At 69.7% G+C, this 13,702-nt stretch carries 11 protein-coding genes and 1 tRNA gene; 8 read left to right on the forward strand and 4 right to left on the reverse strand.

What is annotated here, in order from left to right:
* Window positions 1–139: 139 nt before the first annotated feature.
* The 4 genes from E1288_RS09315 (at window position 140) to E1288_RS09330 (ending at window position 4,409) form a co-directional block, all read left to right on the forward strand.
* The gene (locus E1288_RS09315) at window positions 140–2,227 is read left to right on the forward strand and encodes an ATP-dependent DNA helicase UvrD2 (RefSeq protein ID WP_132483282.1); all 2,088 of its coding nucleotides are present in this window, start codon (window positions 140–142) and stop codon (window positions 2,225–2,227) included.
* Between the two features lie 466 nt (window positions 2,228–2,693).
* Window positions 2,694–3,077: a WhiB family transcriptional regulator gene (locus E1288_RS09320; RefSeq protein WP_132483284.1), complete on the forward strand. Its 384-nt coding sequence runs from the start codon at window positions 2,694–2,696 to the stop codon at window positions 3,075–3,077.
* Window positions 3,074–3,292, forward strand: a complete 219-nt coding sequence (locus E1288_RS09325) for a hypothetical protein (protein WP_132483286.1) — start codon at window positions 3,074–3,076, stop codon at window positions 3,290–3,292. Before E1288_RS09320 ends, E1288_RS09325 begins: the two co-directional genes overlap by 4 nt.
* Window positions 3,293–3,524: 232 nt before the next feature.
* A complete protein-coding gene (locus E1288_RS09330; RefSeq protein ID WP_132483288.1) occupies window positions 3,525–4,409 on the forward strand; it encodes a methyltransferase in 885 nt (294 codons plus the stop codon).
* Between the two features lie 33 nt (window positions 4,410–4,442).
* Here E1288_RS09330 and E1288_RS09335 read toward each other — a convergent pair whose 3' ends face one another.
* Together E1288_RS09335 and E1288_RS46815 are read right to left on the reverse strand one after the other, a co-directional pair.
* Window positions 4,443–5,753, reverse strand: coding sequence for an ABC1 kinase family protein (locus tag E1288_RS09335; protein WP_132483290.1), 1,311 nt, complete (start codon window positions 5,751–5,753; stop codon window positions 4,443–4,445).
* A gap of 323 nt (window positions 5,754–6,076) precedes the next feature.
* Window positions 6,077–6,226: a DUF5679 domain-containing protein gene (locus E1288_RS46815; RefSeq protein WP_010693945.1), complete on the reverse strand. Its 150-nt coding sequence runs from the start codon at window positions 6,224–6,226 to the stop codon at window positions 6,077–6,079.
* A 224-nt stretch (window positions 6,227–6,450) separates the two neighbouring features.
* Here E1288_RS46815 and E1288_RS09340 point away from each other — a divergent pair, with 224 nt between their 5' ends.
* Complete coding sequence (locus E1288_RS09340; RefSeq protein ID WP_132483292.1) at window positions 6,451–7,008, forward strand: M48 metallopeptidase family protein; 558 nt, start codon at window positions 6,451–6,453, stop codon at window positions 7,006–7,008.
* 45 nt (window positions 7,009–7,053) lie between these two features.
* On the opposite strand, the gene E1288_RS09345 is transcribed toward E1288_RS09340, so the two are convergent.
* Window positions 7,054–8,463: a zinc-dependent metalloprotease gene (locus E1288_RS09345; RefSeq protein WP_132483294.1), complete on the reverse strand. Its 1,410-nt coding sequence runs from the start codon at window positions 8,461–8,463 to the stop codon at window positions 7,054–7,056.
* A gap of 80 nt (window positions 8,464–8,543) precedes the next feature.
* On the opposite strand from E1288_RS09345, the gene E1288_RS09350 reads away from it, so the two are divergent.
* Entirely contained in the window at window positions 8,544–9,569 is a 1,026-nt protein-coding gene (locus E1288_RS09350) for a YlbL family protein (protein ID WP_132483296.1), read from the forward strand.
* 54 nt (window positions 9,570–9,623) lie between these two features.
* Here E1288_RS09350 and E1288_RS09355 read toward each other — a convergent pair whose 3' ends face one another.
* A complete protein-coding gene (locus E1288_RS09355; RefSeq protein WP_132483298.1) occupies window positions 9,624–10,154 on the reverse strand; it encodes a PPA1309 family protein in 531 nt (176 codons plus the stop codon).
* Between the two features lie 200 nt (window positions 10,155–10,354).
* Between E1288_RS09355 and E1288_RS09360 the strand changes: the two genes are divergently transcribed.
* Together E1288_RS09360 and E1288_RS09365 are read left to right on the forward strand one after the other, a co-directional pair.
* Complete coding sequence (locus E1288_RS09360; protein WP_132483360.1) at window positions 10,355–13,249, forward strand: UPF0182 family protein; 2,895 nt, start codon at window positions 10,355–10,357, stop codon at window positions 13,247–13,249.
* 152 nt (window positions 13,250–13,401) lie between these two features.
* A tRNA-Met gene (locus tag E1288_RS09365) sits at window positions 13,402–13,478 on the forward strand.
* Window positions 13,479–13,702: the final 224 nt, after the last annotated feature.

The following is a 13,702-nucleotide window of genomic DNA, read 5'->3' on the forward strand; positions in this document are numbered from 1 at the left end:
GCATGTCCTTTTGAGCACCTTTCGCCGCAGTTCAGCGTGGTTCGGGCACAGTTCTCGCCGGCGGATCACGCCCGACACGCGGTTGCGGGTGCCGGGGTGTAGCCCCGAACGGGGGAGCAGGTCTGCGAAGATGCCGGGCATGACCGAGCAGCCGCGACTCCTGGAAGGTTTGGATCCGGAGCAGCGGCAGGCGGTCGTCGCACCACGCGGCCCCGTGTGCGTCCTGGCGGGCGCGGGCACCGGGAAGACGCGCACGATCACCCATCGCATCGCCTACCTCGTGCAGCGCGGCCTCGTCGCGCCGCAGCAGGTGCTCGCGGTGACCTTCACCGCCCGAGCGGCGGGGGAGATGCGCACCCGGCTGCGCGCGCTCGGCGCGGCCGGCGTGCAGGCGCAGACCTTCCACGCCGCGGCCTTCCGGCAGCTGCGCTACTTCTGGCCGCGGGTGCACGAGACGCAGATGTGGCAGCTGGCGGACAACAAGTTCCGGCTGGTCATGCAGGCGGCGAACAAGCTCGGGCTGTCCACCGAGCGGGAGGACGTCCGGGACCTGGCCGGCGAGATCGAGTGGGCCAAGTCGTCGCTGATCGGGCCCGAGCAGTACCCGGCCGCCGCGGCCGCCGCCGGGCGGGAGGTGCCGGTCCTGCCGGAGCAGCTCAGCAAGGCCTTCGCGACCTACGAGCAGGTCAAGAACAGGGCGCAGATGCTGGACTTCGACGACCTGTTGCTGCACATCGCGGCGATCCTGGAGGACCAGCCGGAGATCGCCGAGGAGTTCCGCGGCCGGTACCGGTCGTTCGTCGTGGACGAGTACCAGGACGTCAACCCGCTGCAGCAGCGGGTGCTCGACTCGTGGGTAGGCAACCGCGACGACCTCACGGTGGTGGGCGACGCGAACCAGACGATCTACTCGTTCGCCGGCGCGTCGCCGAAGTGGCTGATCGGTTTCCCGCGCAAGTACCCGGAGGCGACGGTGGTGCGCCTGGAACGGGACTACCGGTCGACGCCGCAGGTGGTGGGCCTGGCCAACCAGGTCATCGGCGCGGCGCGGGAACGGCCGGCCGGCACCCGGCTGAAGCTGGTCGGACAACGCCCGGACGGGCCCCGGCCGGACTTCGCCGAGTACGACGACGAGACCGACGAGGCCGAGGCGATCGCGCGCAAGATCGCTCAGCTGGCCAAGCGAGGCGTCGCGCTGTCGGAGATCGCGGTGCTGTTCCGGGTCAACGCGCAGTCGGAGGTCTACGAGAAGGCGCTGTCCGACGCCGAGATCCCCTACCAGGTACGCGGTGGCGAACGGTTCTTCGCGCGGGCGGAGGTGCGGCAGGCGATGGCCACGCTGCGCACCGCGATCGCGCACGGCGCCGATGAGGAGGACCTGCCCGCGACCGTCCGGTCCGTGCTCCGCGAAGTCGGCCTGACCGACGAGCCTCCTGCCGGTGGGGCCGCGCGCGAGCGGTGGGAGTCGCTGATCGCGCTGGTGGAGCTCGCGGAGGAGCTGACCGCCGCGGAGCCCGAAGCGGGGCTGGCCCGCTACGTCGCGGAACTCGACGCGCGTGCCGAGTCCCAGCATCCGCCGACCGTCGAGGGCGTCACCCTGGCCTCGCTGCACGCGGCCAAGGGCCTCGAATGGGACGCGGTGTTCCTGGTGGGTCTGGTCGAGGGAACCCTGCCGATCATGCACGCCGACACCGACGCGGCCGTCGAGGAGGAACGCCGCCTGCTCTACGTCGGGGTCACCCGCGCCCGCGAGCACCTTTCCCTGTCGTGGGCGCTGGCGCGCGCCGGTGGCCGCCGCTACCGCCGGCGCAGCCGCTTCCTGTACAGCCTGGTGCCGGACGAACATCCGGCGGCGCTGCCCAACAAGGTCAAGCAGCGCGAGCTGCTGTCACGACCCGCGAAGGCCGCGAAACCGCATTGCCGCATCTGCAACGTCGTCCTGACGGGCACGATGGACATCAAGCTCGGTCGCTGCGCGGGCTGCCCGTCTGATGTGGACGAAGATCTGCTGTCGCAGTTGAAGGCGTGGCGCAGCGAGCGGGCACGGCAGCTGAAGGTGCCCGCGTACGTGGTGTTCACCGACGCGACGCTGACCGCGATCGCCGAGCAGCGGCCGCTGGACGAGACCGCATTGGTCGGCATCTCCGGGATCGGGGCCTCGAAGCTGCAGAAGTTCGGCTCCGACGTGCTCGCGCTGACCCAGGGTGACCGCCGCGACATGCGCTGAAACGCCTGGTCGCACGGGTTTTTCAGGCGATCGAGCGGATTCTTCGAAAAATACGTTGCGACCGGCACGGTGGTGCCAATAACCTGCAAGAGCGCGAGCCGTGGTTGGGAGAAACCACGGCCCTGAACCCCGAAGGGAGGTGGCCTTGGTGTCCACGATTCTGATGTCGAGCACCCCGCGCCACCTCATGGCCGGGGCCATCGCGCTGTCCCGCGGCACTTTCGCGCCAATCCCAGCTGCTGCCGAGTACGAAGCTGGCAATGGTCGTGAGTTCAAGCCGCGTTGGTTCCGTGCGGTTCCGCAGACCGTTGTCGACCCATGCCGGTCCGTTCGTAGGCGATTCCTCGATCCACTGATCTAGGAACGTCTCTCAGGCTTCTCGAAGGCCGCGGACCCGCAAACGGGTCCGCGGCCTTCTTGTCGTTCCCGTTTTTCCTGCCGCCGATCGAATACTGGAGGAAGTTTCATGTTGACCGCGAGTGTGCCGATATCCAGCTCGGGCGAGGGCTTGCTGGCAGACGAGGACACCGTGGCCGGCCTGTTCGGCAGCCCCACGACGCTCGAAAGCCGACTGCCCTGCCGTCAGGACCCCGACCTGTGGTTCGCCGAGAACCCGCGGGAGCTGGACCAGGCCAAGTCGCTGTGCGCCGACTGTCCGATCAAGGCCGAGTGCCTGGCCGGCGCGCTGTCCCGCGGCGAGCCGTGGGGCGTCTGGGGTGGCGAGATCTTCGAGCGCGGTGCGGTGGTCGCCCGCAAGCGCCCGCGCGGCCGTCCGCGCAAGCACCCGCTGCCCGCCGACACCCCGGCCGCGGGCCGGCCCGCGCGGCGAGGTCAGGAGCGAGCGGCATGACGTACCACCGAACCATCGACCCCATCACCGGAAACCCGATCAAGAGCGAGGTAAGGATGTTCATGCCCGAGGACCTGTCCCGGATACGAAGTAACGAGCTGATCGACGAAGCGCACCGACATCGGTTGGCCAGGGAGATCTCGGCCGGTCGCTGGTGGCGCTGGCTCGCCGACTACGCCGGTCGCCGCGCGCAGCAGGCGTCCCGATGTCCGTGAGCCGCCCGGGATCGGCTCGGTAGGACTCGATGGCGGTGCTGAACCACCTTGCACCGCAACGGATTCCAGGAGCCGTCCCATGCGGGCTTCCCGGCCGCGTCCGCCGGTCGGGAAGCCCGCGGCCCCGGCGACCGGAATCCCTTGCGCAGGACGAGACTCGATGCGCTCGAGCGCTCGCGCACCTTGACAACACAGAGCACCGGCCGGGGCATTGCCCGTATCGTGATGCCTCGTGACCGGACACTCGCACGACAACATCGACTGGGACGAGCACCTGCAGCGGCTCCGGGACGGCGATGAGCTGAACGCGCCGGAGATCGCCGAACTCGTCGCGAAGCTGCTGCGCCCGACCGATCGCACCGTGATCGAGGTCGGCGCCGGAGCGGGCGGAACGGCGGCGGCGTTCGCGGCGGAGCTGGCGGATTCCGGCGGAGCGCTGACCATCGTGGACACGGCGCCGCAACTGCTCGCGGCGGCGGAGGCCCGCGTCAAGCAGGTCTCCGACCGGATCGAGGTCCACGCCGTCCAGGCGGACGCCGCCGACGACTCGCTCGCGGAGGCCATCGAGAAGGCGGGGGCTCCCGCGCAGGCCGACGTGGTCTTCGCGGCGTTCGTCGTGCACCACCTGCCCGACCAGCTGGCCGGCGTGCGCCGATTGGTGAACCTGGTGCGCCCGGGCGGGAGGCTGGCGATCGTCGAGTTCGGGCTCGAAACGAAGGTGCTGCCGCCGGACGTCGGCCTCGCCGAGCCGGGGCTGGAAGCCCGGTTGACCGCCGCCCGCCAGGACTGGTTCCGGCAGATGCGGGCGGAGATGACCGGCACGGCCCGGATGCCGGTGGGGTGGGGCAAGGCGCTGTCCGAGGCGGGCTTGGACGACGTGCGGTCGTGGAGCTACCTCGTGGACCGCCCAGCTCCGGTGTCCGGAGTCGCCTTGCAGGCGGTGCTCCGCCGGTTGCAGTTCCTCCGCAGGGACGCGGAGAACCGTGTCGGGCCGGAGGACCTGGCGGCGCTGGACGAGCTGCTCGACGAATCCGGCGAGCACTACGCCGGAAACCGCGACGACGTGTACTACCTGACCGCGAACACGGTCCACCTCGGCACTAGGCCGGTGAGCTGACGCCCATTCGGGCCGCGGTCCGCCGGCGGGCGATCAGTCGGAGAAGCCCGGCTGCCACCGGGCGATGATGTCGCGGGCGCCGACCTCGGCGTCGAGCTGGCAGAGGATCCCGGTGGCGCCCAGCGTGACCCGGTGGATCAGCAGGTAGTCCGGCGGGAGGTTCAGCGACCGCCCCGTCCGGAAGTCCGGGCTGCGCAGGTCGCCGACCCGCTCGGCCTGGCGCTGCAACCAGCGCCGGGTGAAGTGGAACGTCGGCGTGCGGATCGGGTCCACGAACGGCGCCAGGTAGGCCAGCACGTCCTCGGCCTGGATCTCCCGGTCGCCCTGCACGAACCGCTCCGCGCGCAGCAACTCCAGCAGCTCGGCGGACTTGTCCTCCAGAGCGAGCCGGACCATGCGGCCGAACGTCGCGGGCACGCCGTTGGGCAGCCGGGAGACCGCACCGAAGTCGATCACGCAGAGCCTGCCGTCCGTCATCAGCATGAAGTTGCCGGGATGCGGGTCGGCGTGCAGCAGGCCGGCCCGGGCGGGCGCGGAGTAGTGGAACTCGGCGAGCAGCCGCCCCGCCGCGTCGCGCTCCTCCCGTTCCCCGTCGGCGATGATCTGGGCGTACGCCTTGCCCGTCGCCCACTCCGTGACGACCACCTTCGGGGCGCTGGCGATCACGGCCGGAATCAGGACGGCATCGTCGTCCCGGAACGCCTTGGCGAACGCCCGCTGGTTGTCGGCCTCGGTGCGGTAGTCGAGCTCCTCGACCATCCGGTCCTGGAGTTCCGCGAGCAGCGGCTTGACCTCGGCGCCGGGGGCCAGCGACTGGAAGAGGCGGGAGAAGCGGATCAGCTGGCGCAGGTCGGAGCGCAGCGCCTCGTCCGCGCCCGGGTACTGGACCTTGACCGCGACCTCGCGGCCGTCGTGCCAGGTCGCCCGGTGCACCTGCCCGATGCTCGCCGCCGCGGCGGGGACGTCGTCGAACTCGGCGAACCGCTTCCGCCAGGCGGAGCCCAGCTGCTCGGTGAGCACCCGGTGCACGCTGCTCGCGGGCATCGGCGGTGCCGCGGATTGCAGCTTCGTCAGCGCCTCGCGGTACGGGCCGGCCATCTCGTCAGGCACGGCGGCCTCGAACACGCTCAGCGCCTGGCCGAACTTCATCGCGCCGCCCTTGAGCTGGCCGAGGACCGCGAACACCTGCTCCGCGGTCTTGGCCGATACTTCGGCGCTGATCTCTGCCGGATTCTGCCCGGTGAGCCGCTTCCCCCACCCGGCGGCCAAGCGGCCGGCGACACCAAGCGGCAGGCTGGCGAGCTTCGCGGTGCGGTGTGCCGCCCGGCGGGGAATGTCGGCCACGAATTCTCCTTGGTGCGCGCAGGAAAACCCTCTCGATGTCCGAAGATGTTTTCGAAATCGAGAAACCCAGTCACATGCTAGAGGTTCCCTGCGGCGCCTTGGGGCGTGATCGACGTGTTGGCCGTCAGGTTTGCGCCACCGGTCGCATTCGCGATTCCGCCGGACAAGGGCGAACAAGCCGGCTCGTCAGCCCTCCGGGCCGAGCTGAGCACGGATGTACCCCCCTGGCGCTCCGGCACGGCGGGTGCGATGTCGAACGCCGGAGCGATGCGTCGGAGATGCGGGCGGGTGGGCGGCCCGAGCGGCGGCCCACCCGTGCCCGGTCACGCCTTGCCGAGGATGCGGGTCATCTTGGTGCCGCAGACCGGGCAGGTGCCCTTCGCCATTCGGCGACCGTTGGTCTCCGAGACCTCACCGGAAAAGTCGCGCTTCTCCCGGCACTTCACGCAGTAGCCGTTGTACGTCTCGGCCACGGCTCCCCTCCTTCATGTCGTGATCCAGCGTCGTTGCTGGCTCTTCTGCCCACCTCCGGGCGGCTGGGGGAACGGTACATGTGGGCCATTCGACATGCATGCATTACGAGCATCGCATGTTCGACTTAATGGAGTAATCCCTCGGGGGATCACGATGCGTAGGCGCTGAGGTCCGGCTCACAGCGCGGGCCGTTTGTCGGGAGCACTCGCTAAGGTCCACTCCCGTGGCTGAACCCCAGGTCGAGGTGCGCCGCAGCAAGCGCCGCCGACAGACGGTGAGCGCCTATCGCGACGGTGACAAGATCGTGGTGCTTCTCCCGGCGCGGATGACCCGCGCGGAGGAAAAGCGCTGGGTGGCGGACATGCTGAGCCGCCTGCAACGCAGCGAGACGCGTCGGCGCTCGCCCGCGCGGGAATCCGACGAAGCGCTGCTCCAGCGGTGCCGCGAGCTGTCCGCGAAGTACCTCGACGGCAGGGCGCAACCGCAGAGCGTTCGGTGGGTGCCACCGATGCGCACGAGGTGGGCTTCCTGCACGCCCAGCGATGCCACCATTCGGGTGAGTCAACGCCTCCGAGATGTACCCGGATGGGTGCTCGATTACGTGCTCGTGCACGAGCTCGCGCACCTGCTGGTGCCCGGCCACGGGGCCGACTTCTGGAAGTGGGTGCGCCGCTACCCGAAGACCGAGCGGGCCATCGGCTACCTGGAGGGGGTGTCCGCGGCCGCCCAGCTCGGCATCGGGCTGGACGACGACGCGGAAGAGGCCGAAGCCCGCACATGACGAGGGGCACCTCCGGGAGTCCGGAAGTGCCCCGTCCGCGCTCGGTCAGTTCTCGTCGCGCTTCGGCGAGTCGTCGCCCTCGTCATCGGACTTCGCCGCCTCGTCGGCCTCGGCGCGGCGGATCGCGGCGATCGGGTCGTCCAGGTCTGCGGAACCCGAGCCCCAGCGGTCTGCGAAGTCCAGCGGCTCGTCCAGGTCCGAGCTGTCCGGCAGCAGGTCGGGGTGGTCCCAGATCCGGTCCCGACTCTCGACGCCGTGCCGCTCGGTCATCAGCCGCCACAGGTTCGCGGCGTCCCGCATCCGGCGGGGCCGCAGCTCCAGGCCGATGAGCGTGGCGAAGGTCTGCTCCGCAGGCCCGCCGGTCGCGCGCCGCCGCCGGACGGTTTCGCCCAGCGCGCCGGCACCCGGCAGCCGGTCGCCGACGGCGTCGGCGACGACCACGTCGACCCAGCCCTCGACCAGCGCGAGCAGCGTCTCCAGCCGGTTCAGCGCGACCTGCTGCTCGGGAGTGGTCTTGGGCTCGAGCATCCCGGAGCCCATCAGCTCCTGCATCGAGCTCGGGTTGGTCGGATCGACCTTGCCGGCCAGGTCCTCCAGCGCCGAGGTGTCGATGTGGATGCCGCGGGCGTACTCCTCCACGGTCGCCAGCAGCCGCTGGCCGAGCCACGGGACGTGGCTGAACAGCCGGTGGTGCGCGGCCTCGCGGGCGGCGAGGAACACGGTCGCCTCGCTGATGGGCCGGTCCAGGCCCTCGATGAAGCGCTCGATGTTCGCGGGCAGCAGGGCCGCGGTACCGGCCGGGGCGAGCGGCAGGCCGACGTCGGTGGAGGTCAGCACCTCGCCGCCGAGCTGGGCGAGGCCGTTGCCGAGCTGCGAGCCGAAGGTCATCCCGCCCATCTGGCCGAGCATCGACAGCAGCGGGCCCGCGGCCTGCTTCGCCTCCTCCGGCAGCGCCTCCAGCCAGGCGCTGGACATCCGCTGCGCGACCGGGTCGCACAGCCGCTGCCAGGTGGGCAGGGTCTTCTCCACCCAGTCCACCGACGACCAGGTCTGCACCGACCGGACGCCGGCGGGCAGCGAGGTGGTGGCGTCCAGCCACAGCTCGGCCAGCCGGACCGCGTCCTCGATCGCCTTGACCTGGTCCTGGCTCGGGCGCTCGGTGCGCTGGTTGTTGTGCAGCTGCTGCACCGCGAGTTGCTTGGCGAGCTCGTAGTTCACCGGCCCGGAGCCGCTGCTGCCGGAGTGGCTGAGCGCCTGTCCGAGTTGGGTCAACATCTGGCCGAGCTGGCCGATGTCGAAATTCGGCATGCCGCCCGGTCCGGGCATGCCGCCGAAGCCGAAACCGGGAAGGTCCCCGGGGCCACCGGCGCCGCCCTCAGAGCGGCCTTGCGACGAGTCGCCCTTGTCGGGATCGTCAGGGTCCTGCGAGCTGAACCCGAACGGCAAGTTGGTCATAGTTCCACGGTACGCGGCCTTCGCCACCTCACAGAAGGTGTCCGGAGCTCGCTGGGCGCGAACACGTACGCTGTCACCTCGTGAACCGCCGTACGTGGACGCTGCTGACAAGTGTCGTACTGGTAGTCGCCTTCGGTCTGCTCGGCGCGTTCGTCCGGGTGCCGTACGTGGCGCTCGGGCCGGGTCCGACCTACGACACCCTCGGGATGGACGGGAACGTCCCCGTGATCGGCATCGACGGGCAGCAGACCTTCCCGACCGGCGGGCACCTGAACATGACGACGGTGTCGGTGACCGATCAGCTGTCCCTGTTCGGCGCGATGGGGCTGTGGGTGAGCGGCCGGTACGCGCTGGCGCCGCGCGAGCTGTACTTCCCGCCGGACAAGTCCGAGCAGGAGATCGAGCAGGAGAACACCAAGGCCTTCAGCGACTCGCAGACCACCGCCGAGACCGCGGCCCTGCGCTACCTCGGCTACCCGATGAAGGTCCTGGTCGGTGAGATCGTCAAGGGCAGCCCGGCGGACGGGGTCCTGGAGCCCGGCGATCACCTGCTGGCCGCCAACGGCAAGCCGGTCACCGATCCGACCTCGTTGAAGGCGGCGCTGGTCGGCACCAAGCCCGGCGACCGGGTGGAGATCCGGTTCCGCCACACCGACCAGCCCGAGCAGGTCGCGAGCGTGCAGCTGGGCCCGAATCCGGGCACCGACCCGCAGGGCTTCCTGGGCGTGGCCGCGATCGAGCGGCCGGACGTCAACTTCGACATCAAGATCAGCCTGGCCGATGTGGGTGGTCCGTCCGCGGGGCTGATGTTCACCCTGGCGATCATCGACAAGCTGACGCCGGGCGAGCTCAACGGCGGTCAGTTCATCGCGGGCACCGGCGAGATCAGCCCGACCGGCGAGGTGGGCCCGATCGGCGGCATCCCGTTCAAGATGGTCAAGGCCCGTGAAGCGGGCGCGACGACCTTCCTCGTTCCGGCCGGCAATTGCGCCGAGGCCAAGACCCAGGCGCCGGAGGGGCTGCAGCTCGCCAAGGTCGAGAACCTCGACGACGCGACCAAGGCCCTCGACGCCCTGCGCGGCGGCCAGGTCCCCGCCAGCTGCTGATCCGCGACGGCGTTCGCGGTGGAGACCGGCATGCCGGCCCCCACCGCGAACCGGTCAGTCCGCGAAGGTGGCGTGGAGCGCGGTGAGCAGGTTCGGGGCCAGCGACGGGTCCTGGATGAGCTCGCCACCGGTCTCCGGATCGGACACGCGCAGGCGCATCACGCATGCCTCGCCACCGTCCCGCAGCACCGCCGCGACCAGTCGGGCCTCGTGGCGGTCCGGGTGTTCGGCGGCGATCTCCCGGTCCCGCTCGCTGTCGCCGGGCAGCTCTGCCTCCGCCTCCGGCGGCAGCACCACGATCTCCTGCACCACCGCGCAGCCGGCCACCTGCTCCGGCCACGCGATGCCGCTCAACGCCTCGGCGAGGTCTTCGGCGGGCAGCGCTTCCTGCGCGATCGGGGTCAGCGCTGAGGCCGGGTCGAGCTGGTCGGCCAGCCCGGGTTCGGCGGCCAGCAGCTGGTTGGTGGGCACGAGGGCGAACACCTGGGTGGGCTGGTCCCAGCCCGCGGCGTGGACGAACTCCTCGATCTCGCGAGCGGCCGACGGCAGCGCCGCGGCCAGGTCCTCGGGGGTCTCCGGTGGCATGCCGCCATGGTCGCACCGCCGGACCGGGCGGCCGCCGCCGGCCGATCCGATGACCCGCGAAAGATGTCCGCTTAATCCAGTTCGCGAAGCCGCTTCCAGGAACTTCACGAAGGGGTCGTAGAGTTGAACATCACGAGGGCGGCCGAACCACCGGTACCGTCCAGGCCTGCTGATCGTCACCAGGAGCGTGCGTTGTGGCCATGCGGCCCCCGGTAGGAATGCCGAAACTGTCCCGGAGAAGCCGGATCCTGCTGATCCTCGGCGGCATCGTGCTGGTCGCCCTGATCGCCGGATCGCGAATGCTGGGCACCTACGTGGACTGGCTGTGGTTCGGTGAGGTCAACTACCGGCAGGTCTTCACCACCCAGCTGCTGTCCCGCGCCGGACTGGGGGTGGCCGCGGCGGTCTTCCTCGGTGGCGTGCTGGCCCTGAACCTGTGGCTGGCCTTCCGCAACCGGCCGGTGTTCGTGCCGGTCAGCGGTCCCGACGACCCGCTGGCCCGGTACCGCACCGTGGCCACCGAGCGCTCCCGGCTCTTCGGGCTCGGGCTGCCGATCGTGGTGGGCGTGATCGGCGGGCTCGCCGCGCAGGCCGACTGGCAGACCCTCCAGCTGTTCCTCAACAGCGTGCCGTTCGGGCAGGTCGACCCCGAGTTCGGCAAGGACATCAGCTTCTACACCTTCGAGCTGCCGTTCTGGCGGTTCCTGCTGTCGTGGGCGTTCATCGCGATCACCGTGTCCTTCATCGGCGCGCTGATCACGCACTACATCTTCGGCGGCATCCGGCTGGCCGGCCGCTCCGGGCAGCTGTCCATGCCGGCGCGGGTCCAGCTGGCCGTGCTGGCGGGCCTGTTCGTGCTGTTGAAGGCGGTCGACTACTTCCTGGACCGCTACGACCTGCTGCTGTCGCAGCGCAACCCGCTGTTCACCGGTGCCAGCTACACCGACCTGAACGCGGTGATGCCGGCGAAGCTGATCCTGATGTGCATCGCGGTGTTCTGCGCGATCGCGTTCTTCGCGGTGATCTTCCTGAAGAACCTGCAGATCCCGGCCCTGGCCACGGTGCTGCTGGTGCTCTCCAGCGTGGTGGTCGGCGCGGTGTGGCCGGCGCTGATGGAGCAGTTCTCGGTGCGCCCCAACGCGAACGAGCGGGAGGCGCAGTCGATCGAGCGCAACCTCGAGGCGACGAAGGCGGCCTTCAACATCGGCGAGCCCAACGTCCAGTTCGTCGACTACCCGGGCCGCACCCAGCTGCAGCCGGCCGAGGTCGCCGCGGACAAGGGCACCATCCCGAACATCCGGTTGCTCGACCCGAACGTGCTGGCCCCGACGTTCACCCAGCTGACCCAGCAGTACAACTTCTACGGGTTCACCGACAAGCTGGACGTCGACCGGTACCGGGACGGCAACGGCCAGCTGCGCGACTACTTGGTCGCGCTGCGCGAGATCAACACCGACGGCCTGGCCGTGAACCAGCAGAACTGGATCAACCGGCACACCGTCTACACGCACGGCAACGGCTTCGTCGCCGCGCCGGCCGACCGGGTCGACTCCACGTTCAAGGAAGGTGCCACCCAGGGCGGCTACCCGGTGTTCCAGATCAGCGACGTGGCCAACAACGGCCAGGGCGCGATCCCGGTCGAGCAGCCGCGCGTGTACTACGGCGAGCTGGTGGGCCGCAACGACTACGCGATCGTCGGTGGCAACCCGGGCGAGGCGCCCCGCGAGTACGACACCGACCAGCAGCAGTACACCTACACCGGCACGGGCGGTGTCCCGGTCGGCAACCTGTTCCAGCGCCTGGTGTTCGCCGCCTACTACGGCGAGCGGAACTTCCTGTTCAGCGGTGCGATCGGCGATGACTCCAAGATCATCTACGAGCGGAACCCGCGGGAGCGGGTGCAGAAGGTCGCGCCGTGGCTCAAGCTCGACGGCGACCCGTACCCGGCCGTGATCGGCGGCAAGATCAAGTGGATCGTCGATGGCTACACTACGCTGAACAACTACCCGTACGCGGAGCTGACCGAGCTCGGAGAGGCCACCAACGACACCCTCACCGGCGTCGAGCGACAGCCCAACCAGCAGATCAACTACATCCGCAACTCGGTGAAGGCGACCGTCGACGCCTACGACGGCTCCGTGGACCTCTACTCGGTCGACGAGAAGAACCCGGTGCTCAAGGCGTGGGAAGGCGTCTTCCCCGGCGTGGTCAAGCCGGCCAGCGAGATCACCCCTGAGCTGCGCGACCACTTCCGGTACCCGGAGGACATCTTCAAGGTGCAGCGCTCGCTGCTCACCCAGTACCACGTCGACAACCCGGGCGACTTCTTCTCGAACCAGACCTTCTGGCAGGTGCCGTCCGACCCGACCGGCCGCGGCAGCGCCGCCAACGCCGAGGGGCAGCAGCCCCCGTACTACGTGCTCGCCCAGGTCGGTGAGCAGGGCCAGCCGCAGTTCCAGCTGACCAGCGCCCTCACCGCGCTGCGCCGCGAGAACCTGGCGGCGTGGGTGTCGGCGTCCTCCGAACCGGACAACTACGGCAAGCTCACGGTGCTGCGGCTGCCGACCAACAACTCGACGCCGGGTCCGAACCAGGTCCAGAACCAGATGGAGTCGACCCCGGCGGTCACCGAGAACCGGACGCTGTTCAACAACCCGAACGTGACCGCGATCTTCGGCAACCTGCTGACCCTCCCGGTCGCCGGTGGCCTGCTGTACGTCGAACCGATCTACATCCAGCGCAACGAGCAGAACTCCTATCCGCAGCTGGCCCGAGTGCTGGTGTCCTTCGGCGGCAAGGTCGGCTTCTCCGAGACCCTGGCCGGTGCGCTGGAGCAGGTGTTCGGCTCGGGCGCCGGGCAGGCCACCAACCCGGGCCAGAACGGCCAGCAGCCGCCGCCGGTCCAGAACCAGCAGCCCCCGCAGCAGACCCCCGGCAGCCCCCAGCTGTCCCAGGCGGTCACCGACATCCGGGCGGCCCTGGAGCACGTCCGCAAGGCCCAGCAGTCCGGCAACTTCGCCGACCTCGGCTCGGCCTACCAGCAGCTCGACGACGCGATCAAGCGCTTCGAGCAGGCGCAGGGCACCGGCGGCTGATCGGCAACGGCAACCAGGGGCGGGGATCGCGCAGGCGGTCCCTGCCCCGTCGTTTTTCCGGAGTCCGATCGAGTGCAAATGACGTGCGTCACTTCTGGGGCCAGGGGATTTGCACTACGGTTCATCACCCCGTAAGGTTGGTGACACAACGACGCGGGGTGGAGCAGCTCGGTAGCTCGCTGGGCTCATAACCCAGAGGTCGCAGGTTCGAATCCTGTCCCCGCTACCATTCGAATGGTCAGAAGCCCTCCGACTTCGTCGGGGGGCTTCTTTCCCGTTGTCTTAATTCCCATACGGGGGCCGAGCCCCCGTAGACCCCCACGGTGCGGTGGTCGTTTTTCGTTTGCTCCTTGCTTCGGGAGCGTTCCCGGCCTGGATTCTGCACCAGCCTTTTGGTTCTGGTGTGGGGCTCGGTGTGGAGACATGGGGTGGGGCTCTTGCGTTGGGTGGGCT

Source organism: Saccharopolyspora elongata (assembly GCF_004348985.1).
Taxonomy (GTDB): Bacteria; Actinomycetota; Actinomycetes; order Mycobacteriales; family Pseudonocardiaceae; genus Saccharopolyspora; species Saccharopolyspora elongata.